Annotated in this window: 26 protein-coding genes and 1 tRNA gene; 13 read left to right on the top strand and 14 right to left on the bottom strand. The window is 61.6% G+C overall.

Annotated elements, in window-relative coordinates; all coding sequences use genetic code 11:
* Position 1 precedes the first annotated feature (1 nt).
* From CLAC_RS10310 to CLAC_RS10320, 3 genes are all read right to left on the bottom strand, one after another.
* Complete coding sequence (locus CLAC_RS10310) at positions 2-703, bottom strand: potassium channel family protein (RefSeq protein ID WP_053412842.1); 702 nt, start codon at positions 701-703, stop codon at positions 2-4.
* Positions 696-2,093: a TrkH family potassium uptake protein gene (locus tag CLAC_RS10315; RefSeq protein WP_245621865.1), complete on the bottom strand. Its 1,398-nt coding sequence runs from the start codon at positions 2,091-2,093 to the stop codon at positions 696-698. The genes CLAC_RS10310 and CLAC_RS10315 overlap by 8 nt, the downstream gene beginning before the upstream one ends.
* A 68-nt stretch (positions 2,094-2,161) precedes the next feature.
* Positions 2,162-3,289 (bottom strand): esterase-like activity of phytase family protein, encoded by a 1,128-nt coding sequence (locus tag CLAC_RS10320; RefSeq protein WP_053412843.1) that lies wholly within the window; start codon positions 3,287-3,289, stop codon positions 2,162-2,164.
* A 400-nt stretch (positions 3,290-3,689) separates the two neighbouring features.
* On the opposite strand from CLAC_RS10320, the gene trpB reads away from it, so the two are divergent.
* On the top strand, positions 3,690-5,021 hold the full coding sequence (trpB, locus tag CLAC_RS10325; RefSeq protein WP_053412844.1) for a tryptophan synthase subunit beta: 1,332 nt from the start codon (positions 3,690-3,692) through the stop codon (positions 5,019-5,021).
* Positions 5,022-5,072: 51 nt separating this feature from the next.
* Here trpB and CLAC_RS12735 read toward each other — a convergent pair whose 3' ends face one another.
* From CLAC_RS12735 to CLAC_RS10335, 3 genes are all read right to left on the bottom strand, one after another.
* Complete coding sequence (locus CLAC_RS12735) at positions 5,073-5,231, bottom strand: hypothetical protein (protein ID WP_156324837.1); 159 nt, start codon at positions 5,229-5,231, stop codon at positions 5,073-5,075.
* Positions 5,232-5,469: 238 nt separating this feature from the next.
* Positions 5,470-5,772: a hypothetical protein gene (locus tag CLAC_RS10330; protein WP_053412845.1), complete on the bottom strand. Its 303-nt coding sequence runs from the start codon at positions 5,770-5,772 to the stop codon at positions 5,470-5,472.
* A gap of 11 nt (positions 5,773-5,783) precedes the next feature.
* Complete coding sequence (locus tag CLAC_RS10335) at positions 5,784-7,157, bottom strand: inorganic phosphate transporter (protein ID WP_082313567.1); 1,374 nt, start codon at positions 7,155-7,157, stop codon at positions 5,784-5,786.
* A 325-nt stretch (positions 7,158-7,482) separates the two neighbouring features.
* Between CLAC_RS10335 and CLAC_RS10340 the strand changes: the two genes are divergently transcribed.
* From CLAC_RS10340 to CLAC_RS10350, 3 genes are read left to right on the top strand one after another with little or no spacing between them, the layout of a single operon-like run.
* Positions 7,483-8,079, top strand: coding sequence for a hypothetical protein (locus CLAC_RS10340; RefSeq protein WP_053412846.1), 597 nt, complete (start codon positions 7,483-7,485; stop codon positions 8,077-8,079).
* Positions 8,080-8,115: 36 nt separating this feature from the next.
* Positions 8,116-8,595, top strand: a complete 480-nt coding sequence (locus CLAC_RS10345; RefSeq protein WP_245621866.1) for an RNA polymerase sigma factor — start codon at positions 8,116-8,118, stop codon at positions 8,593-8,595.
* Positions 8,592-9,740, top strand: coding sequence for a hypothetical protein (locus CLAC_RS10350; RefSeq protein WP_053412848.1), 1,149 nt, complete (start codon positions 8,592-8,594; stop codon positions 9,738-9,740). Before CLAC_RS10345 ends, CLAC_RS10350 begins: the two co-directional genes overlap by 4 nt.
* Here CLAC_RS10350 and CLAC_RS10355 read toward each other — a convergent pair.
* On the bottom strand, positions 9,715-10,917 hold the full coding sequence (locus CLAC_RS10355) for an aminotransferase class I/II-fold pyridoxal phosphate-dependent enzyme (protein ID WP_053412849.1): 1,203 nt from the start codon (positions 10,915-10,917) through the stop codon (positions 9,715-9,717). The genes CLAC_RS10350 and CLAC_RS10355 overlap by 26 nt on opposite strands.
* Positions 10,918-10,969: 52 nt before the next feature.
* A complete protein-coding gene (gene purD / locus CLAC_RS10360) occupies positions 10,970-12,244 on the bottom strand; it encodes a phosphoribosylamine--glycine ligase (protein ID WP_053412850.1) in 1,275 nt (424 codons plus the stop codon).
* Between the two features lie 88 nt (positions 12,245-12,332).
* Here purD and CLAC_RS10365 point away from each other — a divergent pair, with 88 nt between their 5' ends.
* The 3 genes from CLAC_RS10365 (at position 12,333) to CLAC_RS10375 (ending at position 14,481) form a co-directional block, all read left to right on the top strand.
* Entirely contained in the window at positions 12,333-12,755 is a 423-nt protein-coding gene (locus tag CLAC_RS10365; protein WP_053412851.1) for an HIT family protein, read from the top strand.
* Positions 12,756-13,024: 269 nt separating this feature from the next.
* A complete protein-coding gene (locus tag CLAC_RS10370) occupies positions 13,025-13,720 on the top strand; it encodes an esterase/lipase family protein (RefSeq protein ID WP_245621867.1) in 696 nt (231 codons plus the stop codon).
* Positions 13,721-13,830: 110 nt separating this feature from the next.
* Positions 13,831-14,481, top strand: a complete 651-nt coding sequence (locus CLAC_RS10375) for an alpha/beta hydrolase family protein (RefSeq protein ID WP_169750343.1) — start codon at positions 13,831-13,833, stop codon at positions 14,479-14,481.
* Here the strand turns inward: CLAC_RS10375 and CLAC_RS10380 are convergent.
* From CLAC_RS10380 to CLAC_RS10390, 3 genes are all read right to left on the bottom strand, one after another.
* Complete coding sequence (locus CLAC_RS10380) at positions 14,478-15,320, bottom strand: PaaI family thioesterase (RefSeq protein ID WP_053412853.1); 843 nt, start codon at positions 15,318-15,320, stop codon at positions 14,478-14,480. The two genes, CLAC_RS10375 and CLAC_RS10380, sit on opposite strands and share 4 nt — an antisense overlap.
* Before the next feature lie 90 nt (positions 15,321-15,410).
* The gene (locus CLAC_RS10385; RefSeq protein ID WP_053412854.1) at positions 15,411-15,818 is read right to left on the bottom strand and encodes a hypothetical protein; all 408 of its coding nucleotides are present in this window, start codon (positions 15,816-15,818) and stop codon (positions 15,411-15,413) included.
* 613 nt (positions 15,819-16,431) lie between these two features.
* Positions 16,432-16,507, bottom strand: a tRNA-Thr gene (locus CLAC_RS10390).
* 375 nt (positions 16,508-16,882) lie between these two features.
* On the opposite strand from CLAC_RS10390, the gene CLAC_RS10395 reads away from it, so the two are divergent.
* The 3 genes from CLAC_RS10395 to CLAC_RS10405 all read left to right on the top strand — a co-directional run bounded on the left by CLAC_RS10395 (position 16,883) and on the right by CLAC_RS10405 (position 19,467).
* Complete coding sequence (locus CLAC_RS10395; RefSeq protein WP_053412855.1) at positions 16,883-18,448, top strand: threonine/serine exporter family protein; 1,566 nt, start codon at positions 16,883-16,885, stop codon at positions 18,446-18,448.
* 172 nt (positions 18,449-18,620) lie between these two features.
* Positions 18,621-18,980 (top strand): hypothetical protein, encoded by a 360-nt coding sequence (locus tag CLAC_RS10400; RefSeq protein WP_053412856.1) that lies wholly within the window; start codon positions 18,621-18,623, stop codon positions 18,978-18,980.
* Positions 18,981-18,993: 13 nt separating this feature from the next.
* The gene (locus CLAC_RS10405) at positions 18,994-19,467 is read left to right on the top strand and encodes an META domain-containing protein (RefSeq protein ID WP_053412857.1); all 474 of its coding nucleotides are present in this window, start codon (positions 18,994-18,996) and stop codon (positions 19,465-19,467) included.
* Positions 19,468-19,479: 12 nt separating this feature from the next.
* On the opposite strand, the gene CLAC_RS10410 is transcribed toward CLAC_RS10405, so the two are convergent.
* Together CLAC_RS10410 and CLAC_RS10415 are read right to left on the bottom strand one after the other, a co-directional pair.
* A complete protein-coding gene (locus CLAC_RS10410; RefSeq protein WP_053412858.1) occupies positions 19,480-20,094 on the bottom strand; it encodes a flavin reductase family protein in 615 nt (204 codons plus the stop codon).
* A 43-nt stretch (positions 20,095-20,137) separates the two neighbouring features.
* On the bottom strand, positions 20,138-21,256 hold the full coding sequence (locus CLAC_RS10415) for a LacI family DNA-binding transcriptional regulator (protein WP_053412859.1): 1,119 nt from the start codon (positions 21,254-21,256) through the stop codon (positions 20,138-20,140).
* A 250-nt stretch (positions 21,257-21,506) separates the two neighbouring features.
* Here CLAC_RS10415 and CLAC_RS10420 point away from each other — a divergent pair, with 250 nt between their 5' ends.
* From CLAC_RS10420 to CLAC_RS10430, 3 genes are read left to right on the top strand one after another with little or no spacing between them, the layout of a single operon-like run.
* Entirely contained in the window at positions 21,507-22,541 is a 1,035-nt protein-coding gene (locus CLAC_RS10420; RefSeq protein ID WP_053412860.1) for a metal ABC transporter solute-binding protein, Zn/Mn family, read from the top strand.
* A 3-nt stretch (positions 22,542-22,544) separates the two neighbouring features.
* On the top strand, positions 22,545-23,228 hold the full coding sequence (locus CLAC_RS10425) for a metal ABC transporter ATP-binding protein (RefSeq protein WP_053412861.1): 684 nt from the start codon (positions 22,545-22,547) through the stop codon (positions 23,226-23,228).
* Positions 23,225-24,118 carry a metal ABC transporter permease gene (locus CLAC_RS10430; RefSeq protein ID WP_053412862.1) on the top strand — a complete coding sequence of 298 codons (894 nt, stop codon included), beginning with the start codon at positions 23,225-23,227 and terminating at the stop codon, positions 24,116-24,118. The genes CLAC_RS10425 and CLAC_RS10430 overlap by 4 nt, the downstream gene beginning before the upstream one ends.
* 571 nt (positions 24,119-24,689) lie before the next feature.
* Here the strand turns inward: CLAC_RS10430 and rlmB are convergent.
* Positions 24,690-25,646: a 23S rRNA (guanosine(2251)-2'-O)-methyltransferase RlmB gene (gene rlmB, locus CLAC_RS10435; RefSeq protein ID WP_053412863.1), complete on the bottom strand. Its 957-nt coding sequence runs from the start codon at positions 25,644-25,646 to the stop codon at positions 24,690-24,692.
* Positions 25,647-25,649: the final 3 nt, after the last annotated feature.

The raw sequence follows: 25,649 nt of genomic DNA on the forward strand, positions 1-25,649 counted from the left end.
CCTACTCGCTTGCGAAATTCTCCAACTGGCTGACATCGCCCGAGACAATCAGGAGGTCGCCGGCGAAGATGCGATCGTCGTCACGCGCCGGGCGGAACCTCTGGCCCCTCTTGCGCACGGCAACCACGGTGACGGGGGCGAAGGAATTGATTTCCTCGACGGTGCGCTCCAGGCAGGCGATCGGCGGGGTGATTTTACCGACGGCGTAGTCGCGGTCGAACTCCAGGAAGTCCTGAACTTTTCCGCCGATTAGGTGCGCGACGCGACGGCCGGTGTCAGCCTCCGGGCGGATGACGTGGTGCACGCCAATTTGCCCCAGGATTTTGGCGTGGGCGGTGTTATCGGCCTTCGCCCAGATTAGCGGCACGCCCATGTCCACGACCGCCGAGGCGGTGAGCAGGGACGCCTCGATGTCGCTGCCGATTGCGATAACGACGCGCTCGGCCTCACTTACGCCCAGCTGCTCGAGGACGCCCGGCAGTGTGGTGTCGGCGCAGACCACGTGGTCGAAAGTGTTGGACAGTTCCTGGACGATCTTCTCGCGGTGGTCGACGCAGAGCACCTCAATACCTCCGGCCACCAGCTCTTCGCCGAGGGCCTGCCCGAAGCGGCCCATACCGAGGATGATCACCGGGGAGGTGTCCTGGCGACGGGAGAACGTCGTGGTGAACTTGGACAGCGGGTTAGAGCGTGAGTTAGCCAATGAACGGCCTTTCTTCGGGGTACTCAAAGGTGCGTTGGCGGGAGCGGGCGGCCAGCACGGTCGCCAGTGCAATGGGGCCAACGCGGCCTGAGAACATCAAGATGATGAGAATGAATTGCGCGGCGACGGGTAACGAACTGGTAATGCCCGTGGACAGGCCTACCGTCGCGAACGCGCTGATGACTTCGAAAAGAATCTGGTCGGTCGAAAACTGCGGCGCCAGGAAGCAAATCGCCAGCACCGCGACGAGCACCTGCGCGAGACCAAATGCCAGGACCACCAGTGCCTGACGCAGCACTCGCGGATTGATGCGGCGGCGAGCAACGGAGACGGAGGCGTCGCCTCGCACCTCGGCGATGACTGCGGCCAGAATGACCGCTGCGGTTGTAATCTTGACACCACCTGCGGTACCGCCCGAGCCACCACCGATGAACATCAGAATATCGGTGCCGAGCAGTGTCGACGGGTGAAAGTCAGCGTAATCGAGGGCGTTAAAGCCAGCAGTGCGCGGGCTGACCCCAGCAAAAAACGCATTCAGGATTTTCGCGGGTACGGACAGATTCTTCATCGCCCCGTACCACTCGGCCACCCCGACCATGAGCGCGCCAATCGCGACCAGACCAACCGTGCCCTTGATAGTAAAACGGGTGGTCAACGACCAGCGCCTAGGCAGTTTGCCGCGGGTGCACAAATCGAACCAGCCCCGCAGGTGCCGCCAGATCTCCAGCAGCACGGGAAAACCCAGACCGCCGACCATCAGGGCGAAAGCCAGCGGTAGCAGCACCCAGGCATCGGTCTGGAAGCCGATGACGTTATCCGTGTAGAGCGCGAAACCCGCGTTGTTGAAGCCGGAGATGGAGTGGAACAGCCCCTCCCAGAGGCTCCTGCTCAGCCCATAGCCGTAGCCGGCGTAAAACCGCAGCGCCAGGAAAAGCGCAACGAAAGCCTCGACGACGAGCGTGAAGATGATGGTCGCGCGGACGACCCAGGAAATCTCGCCCATGTCGACGCCTCGGCCCTCAACACGGGCGCCGGCGCGGCGATTCAGCCCCAGTCGCCCGGCCACGAAAAGGCCAAACAGCGAGGCAATAGTCATGAACCCGATACCGCCGAGCTGAATCAGCATCATGATGACGAACTGTCCGAACCCCGACCAGTGCGTCTGAGTATCCACCGTGATCAGGCCCGTCAGGCAGGCCGCCGAGGTCGCGGTGAAGAAGGCATCGGGGAAACTGGTGAAGTTTCCCACCTCGTGACTACCGCTAGTCACCGCTCGGCTCGCGGTGGACACCGGCAGCATTAGCAGGATGGTGCCCACCGTAATTAGGACGGCATAACACGACACAACCAGTGTCGCCGGGCGAACTCCCCTGCGACGTCTTGTGCGCATATGCGACAACATATTCACGCTGGGCAACATTAGACCGCGGCACTGGGCTTGTCTATCCAGTTTTTGGTCTACTGGCTCACAGCCGTGTGTACCAGGGTCTTCTGCTTGTCACTGAAGTTGTTATCCGCAATCATCGTGAACTGCACCTGCTCGCCGCTGCTGTCCTCTCCGCTTGCCGACGGCACCTGCGCCACGGCCAGCCCCTCCACATTGCCGGGCTGGGTTGTAACCGGTTCGAAGTCGAAGACTTTCGTCCGCGACACAGGTTTTTCCGCGCCTGTCAGAGACTTCTGCCCCAGCACGTCCGTTGCCCCGTCGAGGTTCAATCGGTAAATCTCGCCGCGATTACCGACCTTGGGAAGATAACCACGCTCCAGTGCGTATAGGCTTCCCTTCGCGTCGAACGCCAGCGACGCGACACCTCGGTCCTCGGCACCGGGATAAAGCGGGTCGATGGGCAGGACGAGTTCCCGTGTGGGCCTGCCCGTCGCGGTGTCGTAGAAGGTCAGTCTGGTGGCTGCCCCAGTCTCCGCAGTGTTGACCGGCCCGTCCTGGGCAAGAGCGTTCTCGTTGGCCGTAACGAAGTAGGAACCGTCCGGGGCAACCGCCATAGCCTCCGGTCCTTTGTTGGGGCGCGTGCCGTGGCTGTGCACCAAATTCGGGTGGTGATAAGCCGGCGGCGAGATTCGCCGCACCTCGCGGCCGGCACTGTCTGATTCAACGATTACGGGCGCTCGGTTCTTCAAACTGTCCAGCTGCCCTTCACTGGTCCAGAGGAAGTGCCCGTTCGGCAACATCCGAATTTCCTCGGGGTCGAAGGCTGCTGGGTCGTAGTCGCTGCCATCCGCATTGGTGAAGGTCACCTGTCCTGTTACCTTGGCGGTCGCGTCCGGGAAAATCTGCAGCTGATAGGCCCGCACGGGACCGTGGTCGCCCTTGTCGTCCGAGATTGCGATGAAGTTCTTCCCTCCGAGCCAGTCCAGTCCCGACAGCCCTCCGACTGCGGTATCGGAAACGTGCGCCCCGAGGTCGTATTCACCCTGGTAGCGGGCTTGCCCTCCACCCAGGACGGATCCGTCGTAAAGCGCCGCGGGAGACGGGGCGAAGGAGCGAGCCGTGGGCGAGATGGGCGCGGCCTGAACGAGGGCCAGGGAGGACAGGGCAAGCGAGGAGAGGAGCGAACCGAGGGAAGGCATGCCCCTATATAAACAGCCCTTACCCCATTTCGCCTGCCACGGGAGCGAGTCACCTGCGAAAAATGGGCTGTCGTCACCCCCGAATGTCAGGAACCAAAAGGAGAATTATCTCCGAATTTTGTCCCGGCGAAGGCCGTGGATTAGTCTGACTTCCATGATGACAATGTTGCCTACATCACCAACGCTGGTGCCGCTGATGCCGCCAGCACGCTGGTGGTGGCTCGCCTTCGACAGCGAGCCGGCTGGCTAAGGTCATCCACGTTAAGATCACGCGGCGAAAGAAAATCCCCGCAATCCTTAAGAGCTCGCAGAATTTTTCAACTCGCGGGCTCTTTCGCTTATCCCGACAAAGGGCCCGCCTCAACAAAGTAATCCCCCCCCCCAAGGAGGCCCTTTCACAATGAGCACCACCCCGCAAAACCAGGTAACCGAGCAGGCCATCGCTCGGGCAACGGCTCCGACGGCGACCAAGCAGCCGTCGGGAAGCGTAGAAGGCGCAGGCGAGGTCAGACAGACCCTGCTTCCCGCTTACTTCGGCCGATTCGGCGGGCAGGAAGTGCCAGACTTCCTGCGCCCGGCGCTCGACGAGCTGGAGCTCGCCTACATCGAGGCGATGAGCGACCCCGAGTTCCTGCGCGAGCTGGACGAGCTGCGCCACGATTTTCTCGGCCGAATCACCCCGATTTACGAATGCCGACGCCTGTCGACGCCGAATACGACGATTGTCCTCAAGCGCGAGGACCTCAACCACGGCGGCGCACACAAGGGCAATAACGTGCTGGGCCAGGCACTTCTGGCGAAGCGGATGGGCAAGACTCGCCTCATTGCCGAAACCGGCGCCGGCCAGCACGGCACCGCAACCGCGATGGTCGCAGCCCTCCTCGGACTCGAGTGTGTGATTTACATGGGCGCGCACGACGTCGCCCGCCAGCACCCCAACGTCGAGCGCATGGAGCTGATGGGCGCCACGGTCGTCCCGGTTGAGGTCGGTGAGGCCTCGCTCAAGGACGCCATCGACGTGGCGCTGGTCGAGTGGAGCAAGTCGCTCGATTCCACCTTCTACCTGCTGGGCACCGCCGCCGGCCCGCACCCCTTCCCCACCATTGTCCGCGAGTTCCAGCAGGTCATCTCCGCAGAGGCCCGCGAGCAGGTCCTTCAGCGCTACAACAGGCTTCCCGACGCCGTCATCGCCGCCGTGGGCGGCGGCTCCAACGCCATCGGCGCCTTCGCGAACTTCATCGACGATGCCGACGTCGCGCTCATCGGCGTCGAGCCCGCTGGCAAGGGTCTGGACACCGACGAGCACGGCGCCCCCATCTGCGCAGGCCAGACGGGCGTCCTCCACGGCATGCGCTCTTTTGTGATGCTTTCCGACGACGGCGAGGTGCTGCCCTCCCACTCGATTTCGGCCGGGCTGGACTACCCCTCTGTTGGACCGGAGCACGCGATGCTTCAGGAAAACGGCCGCGCCACCTACGTTGGCGTGACTGACGAGGAGGCGCTCGAGGCTTTCCAGCTGCTTAGCCGCATGGAGGGAATTATCCCGGCAATGGAGTCCTCGCACGCCCTCGCCCAGGCGATCAAGATTGCGCGCATGCGAGAGGCCGACCCCGCTGCAACAGCGAAGATCGGCCTCTCGGGTCGCGGCACAGACGAGCCTTTGTTGCTGCTCGTCAACTTGTCCGGACGTGGCGATAAGGATCTGGAGCAGGTTCGCGAGTTCTTGGGTTAAGCCTTGCGCGGCTGCTCTTTAAATATCCTGACTCCCGCGCTCTAGCGCTACTTACGCGGCGGCGCGGGGGTCGGTCTCTGCGGCCTCCTCAACGAGTGCCTCTGCCACCAGCGGAGCCAGCGGAGCGGATTCGAGGACGTCGAGACCAGTGTTGGTGTCCCCCTTAAACGTCGAGGACAGCGTGTCAAGAACTTCATGGAAGGCGTTCATCTGAGGTCACCTCTCTTTGGTGCAAATTAATGGTTTTTCTCCAACCATTTTTCAGCAAATTCCCTGTTTGAGACGGCGCTGAAATAGCGATTGAAGCTTGTGAATACGACAGCCTAGCTTCAATCGCCTCAGAAAACAAGCCCTAGAATTTCTTTTTAGTTAACCTTCCGTTAACTTTAGTCTCCTTTGCGTAACCTTTTTCGGGTCACTGCCAGCAACAATCCCCATTGGGGACAGCTCAGTGCTTGCTCGAAAGACCCGGGAAAAGTTCCCAACCGAAGTAGTGGTTCAGAGTGTCTTTCGCAAGCCACACGATGGCTACGCAGATCAACGCAACTAGCACCGCATACACGGTCCAGCCGAGGACCTTCATCTGCGGAGAGGCCGGCGTATCGCCGATGACGACGCCATTATCATCCCGAATCGGATCTCCCACCATGCAGCGCATCCCCAACGAAAACAGAACCGGAATGCCCGCGCCGAAAATCACCGCAAGCCCCGCAACACGGACGATGGCAGTCAAAATCTCTGCTGCAGTCATGACTTTTTGCCCTAAACCTCTCGCTTCTCGGAATTCACGGCGCCCTTGCGCGCCTCGCCTGACGACGCCACCGTTGCTGGCTCCTCCGGGCTGTGCTCAATGGCGTCGGCAAGCACGGTGCCCAAAGTGGACTCGATTCCGGGAGCCCCGTCGGAGGCGGAGTTAGCGGCGGCGTCATCGGTAGAGCCGACGGAAGTATCGACAGTCTCGGTCTCGCCGGACCACTCGTCGGCGACGTTGGAGGCGTCGATCGGGTTCATCCGCGAGCGAACGATGATGAGGATGGTCATCGCAATCAGAAGGACGAAATCCACAATCACGCCGACCACTGGCGATGTCAGGGCTGCGACACCGGTCGCCAGCCACCAAGTCGCGAAGCCCACGAAAGCCGCACACGGCAGGGTGATCAGCCAAGCCGAAACCATTCGCATGGCCACGCCCCAGCGGACCGTGGCACCCTTCTTACCAATACCTGTGCCGAGGATAGAGCCTGTGGAAACGTGCGTGGTCGACAGCGCCATGCCGCCCGCCGCGGAGGTCAGAATAATGGAAGCGGAGGAAGCGTCGGCGGCGAGCCCCTGCGGAGGCTCGATATCCACTAGCCCCTTGCCGAGGGTGCGAATCACACGCCAGCCACCGGAGAGGGTACCCAACGCGATGGCGAAGGCGCAGGCAACAATCACCCACGTAGGGATGCGGGCATCCGGGTTAGCGTTACCCGCGGCGACGAGTGCCAGGAAGATGACACCCATTGTCTTCTGCGCATCACCAGCTCCGTGAGCGAGGGAGACCAAACCGGCGGTGACAACCTGACCGCGCTTGAAGTGGTGATTCTTCACATCGTTCGGGATTGTATTGGTGATCCAATAAACCATGAACGTGCCAATCGCAGAGACCATACCCGCGATGAACGGAGAAACGATCGCGGGAAGGATGATCTTGCCCAGAATCGACGACCACGCCACGCCCGACATGCCCATCGCCGCGAGCGCTGCACCGATTAGGCCACCAAAGAGGGCGTGCGAGGAACTGGATGGAAGACCCAGCAGCCAGGTGAAGAGGTTCCACAGGATGCCTCCGATGAGGCCTGCGAAGACAACCATAAGCAGCGCAGGGCCTTCGACAGGGGCGGCGCCCGCAGCTGCAGTCAGGTCATAGGAGTCGAGGTTGACGATGCCGGAGGCGACAGTAGCCGCGACATGAACCGACAGGAACGCACCGATCAGGTTGAACACCGCAGAATAGGCGACCGCGACCATGGGCTTGAGCGCCCCGGTGGCGATAGAGGTAGCCATAGCATTCGCGGTGTCATGAAAACCGTTCGTGAAATCAAACGCCAATGCGGTCACAACCACAATGGCAAGAATGATAAAAGTCGTGGTCAGCACGTAATAATCCTTCGACCTATGGAGACTAAGCCTGCCCTGGCCAATGCCCTGCTAAAAGGCACTTTTGCCATTGAATAGGCTACTCCGGAGCCGACTACCAGAACAATAAGTGTTGGAGCTACCTAAAGTTTTCTTTTTAAAAATTCTCTGAATTTTTAGCGCCCCGACCTGCCCCGGAACGGTTTCTAAAAAAGAAATTCTGCGATGCCTGTAACAAACACACTTGTTTAAACACAGACAGAGTGAAGCCCGGTTGAGGTTTCGAAATCGATAAGAAGTTCAGCAAGATAGTCCAGCAAGAAAACGAGAAAGGTCAACTGTCATGCGACTGCACCGAAACAGCCACAGCACCACCTCCCGAGCGCTTGCCATCAGCGCGACCTGCCTGATCGGGCTTGGAGGCCTCGCCGCCTGCAGCGGCACTGAAAAAACCGCTCCTGAGACCGCCGCTAAGTCGGCCACCTCGGCTGCTACGGCTACCGCGGCAAAGGCCTCGGACAGCCGCGCCGTGAGCAGCAAGAGCACCATGGGCAGCGCGGACGAAACCGACACCGGTGCTCGGGGGCCGGAGTACACCAAGTCCGATGGCGGTGTCGACATCACCGTCCACGACCTGCTGAAGCCGAACAATGAGATTCTCGTCAGCGCTCACTGCAAGCCGGAGGACACCCGCGCGACGCTGACCACATCTCTTTCCGACACTCCAATCGAGATGACCCCCGCCGCCGACTCCGGCGAGCTGCTCGGCGACATTAAGGCCCCCAACGAGATTGGCCCCGGCCCGAAGGACGGCTACCACACCATCACCGTGGAATGCGCATCCGGTGCCAAGGGTACGATCACCATGGACAGCGCCGGTAACGGGAATAACGCCCCGGCCGATAATGCCCCGGCAACTGGTGAAAGCACCGAAAAGTAATCTCGCCCGGATACTCTCCTCCAACATCTGACAACTGTGGACGATTTCACGACAAGCTACCGCGACTGCTACCCGGCAGTGCTCGCCTACCTGCGCAGGCGCAGCAACGATCAGGTCTGCGAGGACCTGTGCGCCGAGGTGTTCACCCGCGCATGGAAAGGCTGGCCGCCGCATGGTCGGCCGCTGCCGTGGCTCTACGGAATTGCCCATAATGTCGTATTGGAGTTCTACCGCGGTCGCGAACGCGACCTTGCCGATTACAGTGTCCACGATGCCGATGCTCAGTCCGAGTCCGCGGAGGAAATCGTTGCCGGGCCGCTTAGCATCCTGCAGGCGTTGGCGACCCTCCCGGAGGATGATCAAGAAATCCTCCGGCTGCACACCTGGGAGTGTCTTTCTCCCTCCGATGTGGCCCTCACCCTTGGAATTTCCCCCGCAACTTGCCGCGTGCGCCTGCACCGCGCACGTCGCAGGCTCACCGCCGCCCTCGCGGAGGCAAAAGGTAGTCAATCATGAACAGTGAAGACGTCTTCTTCCAGCTCAAGCGCGCCAATCCCGCGCCGGATTCGATGCTTTTACCGGCCGAGCAAGCGCGTGCCGACGAGACCCTGGCCGCGATCGTCGCCCGCAATGACATGGGCGTCGACAATCGTCGAGAAGCCCCTCGCAGGACTCTCGCGGCCTTCATGGCCATTGCCGCGGTGATTGTCCTGGTCCTCGGAGTGAATCTATTGCCGGGCAACCAACCTTCGGCGACGGCACAGCAATACCTGTCCACAGCCGCACAGTCGGCGGAGAAGCGACCGACCGTGACTTCCCCCCAAAGCCGCGATTATCTGCGCAGGGTCGACCGCATCGGCGATAGCGCCGTGACCAGCGTCCTACTTACCGACATCGCCGGCCATGTGCACGAGGAGACCACTTCGGTCGGCCCTCGTAACGAAAAGCTGGAAACGCTCAACGCGGCCGCAATCGAGCCGAACGCAATCAACGACGCAGAGTCTGCGGCCGAGTTCGTCACGCAGCGCTACGGCCGCGATGCCGAGTCGGCTACCCGCGGCGCGCTAGAGGTACTGCTCACGCCCGGCCTACACAGTGATCGCCAGAGGCAGGCCTACGAACTCCTCTCCGGGTTGGAAGGCATCACAGTAGTCGATGTGGCTGAGGCCTCCGACGGCGGCGAAGACGAGATCGTCACGCTCCAGGCCACAGTTGACGGTAGCGATGCAGAGCTGAGTTTCTCGCTGATTCCAGCTACCGGGCAGCTCACCCGCGTCCAGGGGCTAGTGGCCCCGGGAGTCGAAACCACCGTCGACGCAGCCGGAATCTTAGGATGCGTGGCCGTCACCGGGCTCGGCGGTCCAGAGAGCCTCTCCCTTGCCTGCGCCGACAACAACTACACCCTGAACGAACTGCGCTGGAGCGACTGGGGCGCCCCATCCGCCACCGCCACGGGAGTCGCAAACATTAACAATTGCGATCCCGACTGCGCGCAGGGCACACGGGAGCAGTTCCCCGTCACCGTAACCGCACGGGAGCGGAGGTCCTGCGGCTACAACCTGGACGTGTACACGCGGCTGACCGTTGCCTACCCGCCGGAGGCGAAGCAGAAAAACCCGCTGGCCGCCGACGAAACTATCGATCTAGGCTGCGGCCAGTAAACGCCCCAATGCGGCGCACGGCCTCCTCCATCTCGGAGGTCTGGCCCGCAAAACACAGACGTACCCACTCGTGGCCGTGGGCAGTATCGAAGTCGATGCCGGGAGCCACGGCCACTCCCGTGGCCGCCAATAGTTCCCGAGCCCACGTCATCGAGTCGACGGCGGTCGGGTCGTCGTAAAGCCCGGCGATATTGGCGTAGATATAGAAGCCGCCGTCCGGCGGGGCGATGTTATCGAGCCCCACCGCTGGCAGGCCCTCGAGGAGCACATCGCGGTTGCGGGCGTAGCGGTCGACGTGCGAGTTGAGCTCCGCCAGCGACTCCGCGCTGAACGCCTCTACGGCCGCGGCCTGCGAGATTGCGGGCGGGCAGACGGTGAGGTTGGCCTCGAGGCGGTCGAGAGGGGCGCGCAGCCACTCCGGCACGATCAGCCAGCCGATCCGCCAGCCGGTCATGGAGAAGTATTTGCTCACGCTGCCGACGACGACCGCTTGATCCGAGAATTCGCGTGCCGACGCGCACTGCCGACCGTAAGTAATACCGTGATAGATCTCGTCGGAGATCAGCAGGCAGTCGTGATCAGCGCACCAATCGGCGATGGCGCGAAGCTCCTCTGCGTCGATGATGGTGCCGGTCGGGTTGTCCGGGCTGGTGACAATCACGGCCTTCGGCACCCGCGGCAGGGTCTGAAGATGCTCGACGGTCAGCTGGAAACGAGATTCGACCCCGCAGTCGATTTCGATGATGTTCGCGCCGAGCGCCTGCAGTGTATTGCGGTATGCCGGGTAGCCGGGGCGGGCGAGCACGATGTCGTCGCCCGCGTCGAGGGCCGCCAGGAACAGCGCCACGAATCCGCCGGAGGATCCAGTCGTAATTACGACATCCTCCGCCGCCGTGCTCGTGCCGTAGGTGTCGCGGTGCCACGCGGCGATGGTTGCGCGCAGCTCAGGCTTGCCGACGGCCGCCGTGTACCCCAACACCTGGTTGTCCAGGTCGGCGCGGGCGCGGCGCAGCACGGGCGCCGGCGCCGCGGTGGCGGGCTGTCCGACGCACAACAGCAGGGCATCACCGTGAGTGCGCTGCCGCTGCTGCGCAGCCGCCAGCACGTCCATGACGTGGAAGGGCGCAACGTGGCTTCGGCTTGACGACGGATCGCGGTGCTGGTTATTCGGCTGCATGACTCCTATTGTGACAGCCCGCGATGAACCGACGTTAACCGGATGGTTCCACCTAGACGGTAATGCGGCGTTCCACGGCGGGCAGCGCGATGTCGCTGCGGTAGTGGGAGCCGTCCAGAGAAATCGTCTTGATGGTGGCGTAGGCCTGCTCTCGCGCGGCCTCGAGGGTGTCGCCGACACCGACGACGTTGAGGACGCGGCCACCGGCGGAGACCAGCTCGCCGGCCTCATTGCGGGCGGTACCTGCGTGCAGGATGCCTTCGGCCTCACGGCCGGGCTCCGCGCCGACGATGACGTCGCCGGTGCGAGTGATAGCTGGGTAACCGTTGGCGGCCAGAACCACGGTCAGCGCGTAACCATCACGCCAGGACAGCGGGCCGAACTCGGCGAGCTTTCCGGTGGCGGCAGCGTTGAGCAGCTGTGCCAGCGGGGTCTCGAGCAGCGCCAGGACGGCCTGCGTCTCCGGGTCGCCGAAGCGACAGTTGAACTCGACGACAGCCGGGCCGTCCTCTCCCCAGGCCAGACCCGCGTAGAGCAGGCCCTGGAACGGGCAACCACGGGCGACCATCTCGCGGGCGACGGGCTCGCAGACTTCGGAGACGATGCGCTCAGTAGCGCCCTCCGGCAACCATGCCAACGGGCTGTATGCACCCATGCCGCCGGTGTTCGGCCCCTCGTCGTTGTCACCGACGCGCTTGTGGTCCTGTGCGGGCAGCAGCGGAACGACGGTTTCGCCGTCAACCAGGCAGAACAGCGAGACCTCGGGGCCGTCGAGAAAGGACTCCAGCAGCACAGGGTTGCCAGCGGCGAGAACATCGGTTGCGTGGGCAATGGCAGCAGCGCGGTCAGTGGTGACCACGACGCCCTTGCCTGCGGCGAGACCGTCATCCTTGACAACCCAGTTCGGGCCGAAGCGGTCGATTGCGGCCTCCACATCCTGCGCGGATGCGCCCGGCGCGATGGCCTCAGCGTGGGCGGTCTTGACCCCGGCAGATGCCATGACGTCCTTCGCGAAAGCCTTAGAACCCTCAATCCGGGCTGCATCCGCGTTCGGGCCGAAGACTGCGAAGCCCGCCTCACGCAGAGCGTCAGCAACGCCCGCGACCAGCGGAACCTCCGGGCCGACGACAACCAAGTCCGCGGCGATTTCGCGCGCGAGCGCGGTAGCGGCAGCAGGATCGTCTACGACCAGCGGGTGCATTGTCGCCAGTTCACTCATGCCCGCGTTACCCGGAGCTACATGTAGCTCGGTTGCTTGCGGGTCCTTGCTCATTGTGTATAGAAGGGCGTGCTCACGGGCACCGGAACCAATTACGAGGATGCGCATAGGCAACATCATACTGACCGGCCCGGATTATCCATTTTCGCCTCCCAATGGGCGTACCCGAATCCGGCTTTCGGGTTACCCTTGGGCCATGAGCACCGTGTTTACAAAGATTATTAATGGCGAAATTCCCGGTCGTTTTGTCTACCGCGATAACGAGGTTGTCGCGTTTTTGACCATTGAGCCGGTCGCACCCGGCCATACGCTGATTGTGCCGGTGGAGGAAGTCGACCGCTGGACGGATGCGGCCCCTGAGCTGTGGTCCCACATGAACGAGGTCGCGCTGATGGTCGGCAACGCTGTCGTCGAGGCCTTTAACGCTCCCCGCGCTGGTTACCTCATCGCCGGTTTCGAGGTTCCGCACGCTCACATCCATGTGTTCCCCGCCCACGACATGTCTGGCTACAACCTGGCCAATGTGGATCGCAACCCCTCGGCGGAGTCCCTGGATGAAGCCGCGTCGAAGCTGCGCGCCGCAATCGGCACCGATGAGCACGGAGAGTTGGTGCGCTGATCAAGGGGCCAGCGGACAAGCAAGGATTAGCAACACAGCAGACGGAGCGGAACTCCGGGCTTCCCGCCCAATCCGCATCGCCCCCGTCTGCCGTATCGACCGCGTCTGAGCAAGCGCCAGTACCGGCGCCCACCCCAACCCCGACACCGGATCCGGCGCCGGCGCCGGCATCGAGCAGCCCGTCAGTTCCCTACTCGATCTACCGTCCGCTGCGCGGAATCTTCGAGGACGATTGGCGCGCCACCGCCACTGAAGCCCGCCCCTGGCCGGTGATCCTCCTGCACGGGACAGGGCAAGTCAAGGGAATCTGGGAGGCTCTGGGGAGCGAGCTGCGCGAGGACGGCTGGGCGGTTTTCGCGCCGGACTTCGGGCACCGCGCAACCGACCCGCTCAACGAATCGATTGACATGCTCGCTGCATATATCGGCGCAGTGCTCCATTCAACAGGAGCAAAGCGAGCCATCATCGTTGGGCATTCGCAGGGTGGCCTCCTGGCAACACTGATTTCCATGCGCCTCGCCCACCAGGTCAAGCATGTAGTGTGCCTTGCCGCCCCCAACCACGGCACCAACCTGGGCGGTATCGCCTCGGGCCTGACTAAGATTCCTGGCACGAGGTACCTGCTCAGTAACTTTGTGCAGAGTTACTGGGGCACCTCCGGGCTGGAGCAGCTGACAGGCTCGAAGATGGTTTTGAGCTCCGAGGACCACGATGTCCTCGCCCCGGGTGTCACTTACACCTGCATCGCCACCAAGTTCGACCAGCTAATCAAACCAACGCACTCCTGCTTCCTCGACGACGGGGGCCAGGGAATGGTGGATAATTTCTACGTCCAGGACCGTTTTCCACAAGCTGTCATTCTCCACGAGCAAATGGCTCATGATTGGCGCATCCGCGCACTCACACGCGAGGCGCTGTTCCGCCTGGTCGACGAGCCCTTTAACGCCAACGAAGCCCTAACCTAAACCGCCCCGAGCTCATGCCGAAATGCGCGCCCCTTCTGCTCCGCCTCTTTCCCGCCCAGCCCCTGCCCCCGCTCAAACGCTGCCCTTCGAGCCCCGCTGGGCTTCCTCCCGTGCTTCTTCTGCACGGAACCGTCGACAGCCCCGGTGCCTGGGCTGTGCTTGCCGACGCCCTTACCTCCCGGGGCCGGATAGTGTTCGTCCCGGCCTATGGCAATCGCGGCACCGACGCCGTGGAAAACTCCGTGGCCGAAGTCGAAGAATACGCGCGCGGCCTACTCTCTTCCTCCCGCGCCGAGCGCCTCGACATAATCGGCCACTCACAGGGCGGTCTCATCGCCTACCTGCTGGCCCTCCGCGGTTTTCCGCTCCGCCGCGTCGTAAGCGTCTCCGGCTCCATCGGTGGAAGCTGCACTGAAGGGCCGCTAACGCCAATCCTCCGAGTACTGAGCTGGCGGCGCGGAACACTCGCCCGCCTCCTCGCCGGAGAAGCGATGACGCAACAAATCGCCCGCACGGGCCTCACCGCTCCAGACCCTTACGATGGCCCCACCCCACTGCCATCGCCGCCGAGCTGGGTGAACCTCATCAGCGGCAACGATGGCGTCGTAAAGCACTGGAATCCGCAGGCCGAGCAACTGCTTCCCGACGCCCGCACCATCTGCTTGGAGGAGCGAACCGGGGGCCGAGGGGCGCGGCACTGGGAGCAGCAGGCGGACCCCGAAGTGGTGAGGATTGCCGTCGAGGAGATAATGCGGGCCTAGTATTTCGCCAGGGACTCGCGGGCGGTTACTACTTCCGCGAGCAGTTCCTGCGCGTGCGCTGAAGGGGTGTCGGAGGTCAGCGCCTCTAGTACGACCTCGGGCAGCCCGGCGGCGCGGTAGTCGTCGACAGTGACCTCACCCAGCTCGAGGATTCCCTGCAGCCATGCGACGGCGCGGGCCTCCGGGGTGACGCAGCGGCGGGCCATGCGCTCCTGCTGGACCAGCAGATCCCGGTTGTCGAGGTTGCGCATCCCCAGGCGTGCGAGGGTACGCGCTGCGGCAATGAGATTCTCACCGGCGACATGATCTTGCTGATTCGGATTTGCGGGAGGCTTGTCTCCACCACGGCGGCGGACATAGAGATCCTGCTGGCCGATGCCGACCAGCGAGCCGTCCGGATTTCGAACCACCGAGGTGTAGGAAATAACCGTGGAGTAGCCGCCCTCGGTTTCCTGGAGGATCTGTTCGACCATTTCGTCGGACACACTGACCTCTAAGTAGGCTCCCCTGCGGCCGGGACGGATGAACTCGAAAGAGCCGGTACGCGTCCAGGCCTCGAACTTCTTGACGTCCAGGCGCTGCATCACGAGGGTTCCGAAGAGGACGTCCGTCATGGAAAACAGGGCGCCTCCGAAAGCGGCTCCATGCATATTCGCGGTCAGCCGGTTTAGCCGCAGCTCCAGGCGGCCTGTGGACCAGTCCTCAGAGATATCGGTAATGCGGATGCCGCTGCCCCACAGTGGAGGCCAGATGTTCATCAACAGCTTCACCACGCCTGGGGAAATCTGTTTTTCAGCGAGCTTATAAAGTGAGCGACGAAGAGACGGGCCGATAGTCATAGCTATATACATTAGATGGCTGCCGTTGAAGGCGACACAAAAATGAGCATATGACAACAAAAAATTTTGCTCAGCGCCCCCATTAGTTGACTAGGCCGCAAGCCTGCACGCCAATTTATGCACCCTGTCAATCAGCTGTTCGCGTAATTGCACGTATCTTTCGACACCATGAATACCGCGCTTGGCAGGATCATCGAACATCCAGCGTTCGGTCGCACAGTCGGGAGCGACGAAATCGGTGGTATCAACATCACCAACGACGACAACAACATCGGCGCGATCCGCCAATGACGGGGTCAGCTGAAGAGGGTCGCCATCACAGCGGGCACCCACCTGGCTCAGCGCAATCCGCGCATCTTCATCAATTCCCCGGTCGTCATCATCGATACTGATGCCCGCCGAATACACAGTGAGCGACGGCGACGCCTGACGCAGCAGCCCCTCAAGCAGACGGGAAATTCCCATATTGGCTCGGCTGACAAAAAGGACCTCAGACATGGCCCCATCGTAAGTAATTTTTTAATCAAAAACAGCCCCCTTTCGAGGGGTCTTACCGCTTTTCGAAAGCCAACGAGAAAAGGGGTGTCGTAGCGCCGCACCCCTTGTAGTCGAGACCTAGCGGACCTCCATTAAAGCCCCTAGTAACGCAAAAGCGCCCATAGCGCAGGCCCTTCCCCGAGACCAGCCCTATGCGCGCGGCGCGGCAGCTTTCCACCGCGAGCACAATCGCCGCCGACGAGAAACCCAGCGCGGAAACCGGGTATCAGAATACACACAACTGTTACAGATGTGAAAGTTGGGGCTATTGTTGCGCGGGTTGTTGCTGGCTGACTTCCCCACGAGCAAACCGCCTCCACGCCGCCTGCACCTGTTGGCGCAATACTCACTTGTAGGTGCGCTACAGCGCGCACACAACTTGATCGCGCACTAACAAGTGCCAACAGAAGCCGGAAAACGCCACACAAGTGGCCCCGTCCAGCACGTTTACGCGCCACCTCCCCCGTCAAGCCATTGCAGAGGACAACTACACAATTTGATCAGGATCGAATCAGGACCCCACCCCTTTTACACCAAAAGAGGCCAGGCAGAAAGCAATTTCTACCTGGCCTTTTGGAGCCGGAAACGGGACTCGAACCCGTAACCTACTGATTACAAATCAGTTGCGCTGCCAATTGCGCCATTCCGGCAACTTTAAAGCGACGACACTTCAGCACATCGATGCGCGCTGTATCCGGGACCAGCGGAGTCAACCAGAGGATCCAAGGTGCAGCATTGTCGCTGTGACGGCATATTACAGGTTGCGGGCAGAAGTTAAAAACAGCCCTCCGAAAACCTAATTCATTTACGCATGCCAACACGGGGTAGTGTGTCAGTCGCGATTGAACTATTGCCCGAACTTTTGCCAGTAAGTCAGCCATAAACCCAAACATTGCCGACACCGCGGGCCGACACCTCGACAGTAGATTCTTAAACGTTTCCGCGATGCCCACGAAGCACCATCACGGAACCATCGCAAGGCCACCACGACATCACCGCGACACCACAGAGAGGAGCGGTCGAATATGACAGACGCTGGGGAAAAGTTTCGCGCCCCCGCTGCGGAAACCCTGGAGGCTCCGCAGGAGGATCAGTCCTCACTGAAGGACCGGGTCCTCGACTTCGTCGCCGGCCCGGCATCCACTGTCGACCTGGTTCGCTCCACGTCCGCGCCGCTACCGCTGGCCCCTATCGACTACTCCGACCCTAGCCAGGTCACCGCCGTTCTCGACCTCGCAGCCAGGGTCGGAGGCCTGCTCCTGGCCTGCGGCTCGGGCAACCGCGACACTGAGCTCCAAATCAAGGCGGTCACGTCGGCCTACGGTCTCACCCAGATTCAGGTCGACATCACCCTAACCTCAGTGACCGTCTACCACCTTATCGGTGCACGCCGAACCCCGATTACCGCAATGCGAGTGGTCAACTCGCCAATTCCCGACTTCGAGCGCCTGCGCCATACCGACCGCGTTGTTCGCAAAATTCGCGCCGGGCACTTGAGCCTGGACGACGCTATCGAGGCCATCGACAAGGTCGAAAGAGAACCTTCAAAGTACCGTCTCCGCGTGATTTACGCCGGCTGGGCAATGCTGGCATCCTCCGTGACGATTCTCCTCGGCTCGGGACTCGCCGTTGCACTCATCGCCGCCGCAGTCACCCTGGCGATCGTTGTGGTCATTGGAGAGCTGGCCGCCCGCGAGCTCCCCACCTTCTTCCAGAACGCAGTCGGCGGCCTAATCGCGACGCTGTCCGCGGCAATTCTCAACGCGATTCAGGACTACATGCCCTTCGACATGCAGCCCTCCCGTCTCATCGCCTCGGGAATCGTCGTGATGCTCGCGGGCCTTACCCTGGTCCAGGCACTTCAAGACGGCATGACGGGCGCACCGGTGACCGGCTCCGCTCGATTCTTCGACACGATGCTGCTCACCGGAGGAATCGTGGCTGGCATTGCCCTCGGAATTGAGCTGTCCGGAATTTTCGGGATTCCGCTTCCCGACGTTATTGCGGGCTCCGACCTCAACTTCTCCCAGGCAACGGTCAGGGTGCTTGCAGGCACATGCGCCTCGCTCGCTTTTGCGCTGGCATCAAATGCGGGTTTTACAGCTCTCGCAGTGTCCGGCACCGCGGCGCTATTGGGTTCTCTGATGTACTACTTCGCCCTCATTCCAGCCGGTATTCACCCGGTAACCAGTGCAGGTGCCGCAGCTACGCTAATTGGCCTAATCGGAGGCCTGCTCGCCCGTCGCTGGTCAATTCCGCCGCTTATCACGGCGGTTTCTGGTGTCACCCCGCTGCTGCCGGGCATGACTATCTACCGAGGGATGCACGCTCTGCTCCACGATGAGGCGATTGCAGGATTTACCGCGCTCGCTTCAGCACTCGGCGTAGCGACCGCTCTGGCCGCGGGTATCGTCCTCGGCGAGTGGATGGCACGCAGGATGCGTCGCCCCCGGGTACTCACCGAAGACAGTGGCCTCAAGCGACCGCACATCGCACGACGCCGTACTATTCGCCCGGCCCCACAGCGCGCCAAGCTGCGCAGAGTCCGCGTTAACCGCTTCAAGGGCGGCATGAACCCCCGTCTGCGCTAGGCCTACCCATCCCTTCCCCGGGGATTGAGCGGGAACGAATTTGCGGGAAATGCTAAAATAAGTGTTTTGAACTGAAAAATCAGCTCGCGCACGGTCTACGATTGCCGTCGCCTTCCGGCGCATGTGCTCGTTTCGTGAGCTTTTAAACCGGCCATGTAAGCCAGGAGGATTCGTGCCACCGAAGGTCACTGACACTCGTACCGCTCAGAATGAGGCCCTTCATAAGGTCGAAGAGAAGACCGCCGCTGGTGCAAGGCGAATCGTCGCCTCTTTTTCCGAGGACTTCTACGACGCTGTCACTCTCATGTGCATGCTCGGCGTGGAAAAGGAAGGCCTGAGTTTCAAGAAGGTCCACGAGGAGTACGAGAAGGAAAACGCTCCGAAGACCACGAAGCGCACTCGTAAGTCCACCAAGAAGACTGCGAAGAAGTCCACCAAGAAGTCGAGTAAGAAAACCACCAAGAAGGCCGCCAAGAAGACCACGAAGAAGGCGGCAAAGAAGACCACCAAGAAGGCCGCTAAAAAGGCCTAGTTGAGATTCGCGCGTGAATAGTGACACCTTCGCAAAGACGACTGCGATTGCACTAGCGGCCGCGGGGGCATCCGTGGCCGTGGTTTCGTGCCAGGCCGCTTCGCCCACGGAAGATATCGTCGGAAAGCGATGGCAAGTGATAGAGGTTTTTGACGACCCGACGCTGCCCAGCGCTGCCCCGGAGAACCAGGCTCCACCGACGATTACGCTCGGGCAGACCTCCTACGCCATTACAACGGCATGCGGCAACGCTGAGGGAACAGTCAAATGGCTGGACAACTCAGTGGAACTCGGCAAGCCCACCGCCACCCGCCAGACGGAGTGTGACCCGAGCGCGAAAACCTTTGCCACGCGCTTCGAAGCGATGGCGCGAGGATCTTACCTTTTCACCGTGGGGCCGAACGGCCTGCGATTGAGCGAAATTACCGACACCGGGTCGCCGGACACCAACCGCGGCTGGACGGCGGTGTCACTGGCGGAGCGCTAGGCGCGCAGAACCCTAGACGGACGGGCGCTGACGCCACTTCTCCTCGACGGAAGCATCGATACCCGGGCGCAGCACACGGGCGTAAGAGCCGCGGTGGTAAATCAATGGCTTGACCTCGTCGCGCTGACCAATAGCGACGATATTAGCGGTGACAATCCAGTGATCGCCGCCCTCGTGGACGTCGGCAACCGTGCAATCAATCCACACCGAACTGCCGTGCAGCAGCGGGTTACCCAGCTCCGAGCGGGACCACTGGCCCGAATCGAATTTCTTTCCGTTACGGCGACCGAACTCCGCAGAGATGTCCTCCTGGTCTTCTGCCAGCACATTCACTGCGAATGTGCCGGTTTTTTCAATGTGCGGCCACGAACGGGAGGATTTCATAACCGTGAAAAGAATCATCGGCGGATCGAGGCTCAGCGAGGAGAAGGACTGGCAGGCGAAACCAACCTTCTCACCCTCATGCTCAGTAGCGACGATGGTGACGCCGGTGGTGAATTCACTCATAGCGCCACGAATCGACATCTCGTCCAAACCGACGGTGTGTCCCAGCTCTTCTAACTGCTCGCCCGCCGGCGCCACGGTGATCGTAGAGGAATCTGCAATAGCGTTCGTCTGTTCGTTCATACGTTAGACCTTAACGCCTAGCCAGAATTGCTGATACTTACATCTACTTCTGCCAACCAATTTGGGTTGGCCGCGCCGTCGTCTTACCGACCTCGAAGCGGGTCTGAAGCAGTACGCGCCCGGCCGGCTGCGTGTCACCGTGGCTATCGTTATTCCGCGCAATCTCCTGCGCAAGGGCCTTGCCGACGGCTCTTCCCTTGTCTCGATTCGGTTGGATAACCGTCGTGAGCCCGAGCATTTTCGCGCGCTCGATACCGTCGAAGCCGGTCACCGAGAGCTCCTCAGGGACGCGAATTCCTTTTTCCTTGGCGTACTCGAGCACCGCCAGCGCCTGAGTATCCGTAGTGCACACGACCGCAGTCAGGTCAGGGTGGGAAGTCATCAGCTCCTCCGCCGCCTCTTTATTGTTCTTCCGGTCGTTGAAGTGGCGCTCCACAATTGGGACCTCACCCGCGTCAATACCTGCCTCCGCCAGCGCCTCGAGAGCACCCTCAACACGGTTCTTCTGGACCTGGTGGTGCGCGGCCGCAAGGCGCTTGGGCGTAACGCTTCCATCATTCGGATCTCGCGAGAGCCTCACCGACAGGATTCCGACTCTCTTGTGTCCCAACTCAGTCAGGTGCCGGACCGCAGGTTTGATTGCCTCGCGATCGTCGATTCCCACGAACGCAATCTCGCTGACATCTGCCGGTTGGTCGCAAATCACCGTCGGCAAGCCCCTGCTGCGGACGGTGGCGAGGAAGGGGTCGTTATCGGCGACGGAGTAGACCACGAAGCCGTCGACGACTGCCTGGCGAATAAGATTGGTGTCGTACTCCCCCTCGCTCTGGGACGAGGCGGGAATGACCAGCATGGAGTCGCCCATTTCGCCGAGTTCCTCGGCAAGGCCAGCTAGGAAATCCACAGAGGCGGGGTCCTCGAAGGCGAACGGCAGATGCTCGGTGAACAGCACGCCGACGGCTCCGACGCGGCGCATTCGCAAGCCGCGGGCCATCGGATCCGGGCCGGGGTAGCCGAGACGCTCGGCGGTGGCGAGAATTTGCTCCCGCAGCTTATTAGATAACTGATCGGGGCGGTTGTAGGCGTTGGAAACCGTCGTCCGCGAGACGCCCAATTCTGCAGCAATCGAGGCCAAGGTGCCCCGCCGACGACTGTTCGACACGAAAATGCCACCCCTAACAAAGCGGTGCGACTAGATGCGCCGGCTGAGGCCAACACACCCGAGAAGCCCAAAGAACTTGTTTATCAAGCAACAATTTTACTCTATTCAGGCATTGCCGTGGCTATCAAGGCTGTCCTACCTACCCAAGCGCCTTCAAAATTGGTTAACTTAGCAATGTAAATAGCAACCGTTTTCAACAATGGCCCGTTAGTGGGCCAGACGGGCACAAACCGAAAGGAACGATTGACCCATGAAGTCACGCGCTAAGGCGAGGATTGCCGCGATTATCGCAAGCGCCGGACTGGTCGCAGGCCTGGGCGCCTGCGCCAGCGGTGAAAACAACTCCGCTGATTCCTCGACCGCTGCGGGCGACGGCGCGATCAAGCTGGTCGCCTCCACCAAGGTTTGGGCCGACATCGCCGACGCTGTTACCGACGATTCCAAAGTCTCTATCGAGCCGATTATTGCCTCGAACGACATTGATCCACACTCCTACCAGCCAACCGCTGCAGACATGGCCAAGGTTGAGGAGGCTGACATCCTCCTCGCAGGCGGCGGACACTACGATGCCTGGCTGACTTCGTCCCTGAAGGACAAGGCAGACAAAACCATCATCTCCGCTCTCGCCATGGAAGAGGGCCACGATCACGACCATGGGCACGACCATGGGCACGAGGGCCACGCTCACGAAGCAGAGGCCGCCGACGCACACGACCACGAGCACGAGGGCCACGACCACGAGGCAGAGGCCGCCGACGCACACGACCACGAGCACGAAGGCCACAACCACGGAGATGCCGAGACCAACGAGCACATCTGGTACGACACCGGCAAGGTCGACGAGGTCGCGCACCAGCTCGCGGACGCCCTGAAGAACAAGGGAGCGGAGGCCGACACCGATGCAATTCACAAGGAGCTGAAGGAAATCAAGGACTCCAAGTCCAAGATCAAGGCAGCCAAGGTCGCGCAGATTCACCCACTCGCCGATGACATCATCGACGACACCAAGGTCGAAGACATCACCCCTGAGGGCTACCGCAAGGCGACCCTGTCCGAGTCCGAGCCGACCGCTGCAGACGTCAACGCCATGCTGAAGCTGATTGAGTCCGGCGACCTCGACTACATCATCGACGCGCCACAGACGCACGACCAGGTTTCCGAGCGTCTCCTCGAGGCCGCGAAGGCCAAGGGCGTTAAGGTTGTAAACGTCTACGAGTCGCCAAGCAAGGACGAGTCCTACTTCGACCTGTACAAGCGCACCCTCACCGATATGGAAAAGATCTAACAATTGCCCTCCCTGACCTTCACCGATGCCGCAGTCGAACCGCTGTGGTCCGGCCTTAATCTCGACGTCGCGCCCGGCGAGTTCCTAGCAATCCTGGGCCCCAACGGCATCGGCAAGTCCACCCTTTTAACCACGGCACTGGGCACGCGAAAGCTGACCCACGGCTCGGTGAAGGTCGACGGCAATATCGGTTATGTTCCGCAACAGCGGATGTTCGACCCCGACCTGCCAATCAGGGTTCGCGATTTGGTCGAGCTCGCCGCTGGAAAAAACCGCGAGGCAGCCCGCGAGATTCTCGCCTATGTGGGTGCCACGGGCATCGCGGACAGGCGCGTCGGCACGCTGTCGGGTGGCCAGCAGCAGCTCGTCCGCCAGGCGCAGGCACTGGTCACGGATCCCGATTTTCTGCTTTGCGACGAGCCCCTCATTGCCCTGGACCCGGCGGCGCAGCGCACCACGGTGGAGCGCCTGGAGCGCCGGCGTCAGGAGCACGGGACCGCAGTCGTCTTTGTCACACACGGCATCAACCCAATTCTGAACGTGTGCGACCGGGTGCTCTACCTGACCCCGCACGGCCACGCGGTGGGCCCGGTTCGCGAGATTATTACCTCGGAGACGCTCTCGGAGCTGTATAAGACCAAGATCATTGTCGCCAGTGTCGAGGGAAGGCTGGTTATCGCGTCATGACGCAGTTCATCAACGACACGGCGGAGCTACTCCAGGTCAGCTTCGTGCACAATGCGCTGCTGGCGGCTGCCCTGCTGGGCATTATCTCCGGTGTCATTTCGCCACTGATTGTGATGCGCCAGATGAGTTTCTCCGTCCACGGCACCAGCGAACTGGCACTGATGGGCGCCTCCGGCGCGCTGCTTCTCGGCGTGAACGTCGGCGGCGGCGCGATGGTCGGCTCGGTTCTGACCGCCATCGTGCTTTCACTACTCAGCATGCGCGGCGGCAAGGACGCGGTCGTCGGCGTGGTGCTGAGTTTCGGCATGGGCCTGTCGGTCCTTTTCATCCACCTCTATCCCGGCCGCACGAACACCGCGTTTTCGCTCCTAACAGGCCAAATCGTGGGCCTGACCGACAACTCGCTGTGGATCATGGCAGCTGTTGCGGTGGTTGTCGTGGGCGGCGTCGTGTGGAAGTGGAAGCCGCTGTTGTTCGCCTCCGCGGATCCGGTAATGGCCGCCGCCTGCGGTGTTAACGTCAAGGCGCTGGCGCTCTACTTCGCCATCCTGACCGGCCTGGTGGCGGCCCAGGGCGTACAAATCGTCGGCTCCCTGCTGATTATTTCGCTTGTGATTACCCCGGGCGCGTCAGCCTCCTTTGTTACGGCCTCCCCAATCAAGGCGGTGATGCTCTCGCTTATCTTCGCCGAGGTCGCAGCCGTAGGCGGAATCATCCTGTCGCTTGCCCCCGGCGTGCCAGTCAGTGTCTTCGTCACCACGATCTCGTTCGCCATTTACCTGATCTGCCGCGCAATCGGCGCTGTCCGCTCGCGCAAGGCAACGCGCGATGACGAGCAGGCCGCCCGCTGGGCGGCAGCCGACCCGCTGGCCGGCGAGACCGTCCAGTAGGGCAAAGACAAAATAGCACAAACGGCCCCCTCACCCCAGGAATGCCCGGAAACTTCTCCAGCATCCCCGTGATGTAGTGGGACCGTTTTTCTATGCTTCTGTGAACCCCGGACGGGAGCTCACACCAGCCCTACTGCGAGGCCGCCATACAGTGGATCGCGATGGCGATGACAGAAAGTCGCCCCCATAAGCTGTCAGGCTTCTGGCGGCCCCCTTCCCGCATTTGTGAGCGGGTCGAGCATCCGAAAGTTACTAGACCAGCGGGCACCGCTATCGCCAGTTTTTCGAAAGTGTAACTCTAAACGGAGCCTTCGAAAAAGGGCGGGACCCCTCCCCCAGTACCCTGGGCAACAACCGGAGAACTTTCTGTCGCAAAATATATTAACTCGAGAATTATTGCAGCGCATCCCCACAAACGCAGTATTGCTGCAAGCCCTCAAAAATTGGGGGTAATAGCGCTCGCCACCATTCTAAATGGCATTAAAAAATCCCTAGTCACATACCCAACAGTAGGTGTGACTAGGAATGTGTAACGGGGGTGGCAAACGGCCATCGCTACAGAGCGAGCGGCCTAATTGCCCGCCTTATCCGAGCCGTTCGCACGCCTCTGGCGCGCGAACTCGCTGAGCGTTACGCCCGCAGCCACGGAGGCGTTGAGAGATTCCACCCAGCCGGTCATCGGGATGGACATGATGGTGTCGCAGGTCTCGCGGACGAGACGGGAGATGCCCTTGCCTTCGGAGCCAACAACAACCACGGTCGGTGTAGTGCCATCGTAAGTGTCGAGGGTGTGCTCGCCCCCGGCGTCGAGCCCGACGACCTGGTATCCGGCTTTCTGGAACTGCTTCAGCGAGCGAACCATGTTGGTCGCACGCGCGACGGGCAGTCGCGCCGCGGTTCCAGCAGAAGTGCGCCAGGCGACCGCAGTAACTGCCGCGGAGCGACGCTCCGGAATTACAACGCCGTGGCCGCCGAAGGCCGCCACGGAGCGAATCACGGCGCCGAGGTTGCGCGGATCGGTGATGTTATCCAGGCAAACAATCAGGCCGGGCTCGCCGCTACCGGCCACTTTGTCAATCAAATCTTCGACGACATCGTACTTGTAGGGCGGAATCTGCAGACCGATACCCTGGTGCATCGTATTGCCGGTCATCTGGTCCAGCTCGTGGCGCTGCACCTCCCGAATCGGGATGCCGCGCGAGTTGGCGATACGGACGGCCTCCTGCAGGCGGTCGTCGTTATCGGTGCCGAGAGCAACCACCAGGAAAGACGCCGGAACCTTCGCATGCAGGCACTCGACGACCGGATTGCGGCCGACTACCAGCTCAGTTCCATCCGACTTCTTCTCATGGCGCCCTTGATCGCGGCGACGCTTCTGCACCGCACGCTTATGAGCAGCATGATAGACACGATCCTCCGCCTTGGGAGTCGGCCCTTTACCACGCAGCCCACGCTTCTGGCCACCCGATCCGCCGACGTCCTTCTTGCTGGATTTGCGCACCGCGCCCCGGCGATTGCCGCCTGCCATAGT

It is taken from the genome of Corynebacterium lactis RW2-5 (assembly GCF_001274895.1).
GTDB classification, from domain to species: Bacteria; Actinomycetota; Actinomycetes; order Mycobacteriales; family Mycobacteriaceae; genus Corynebacterium; species Corynebacterium lactis.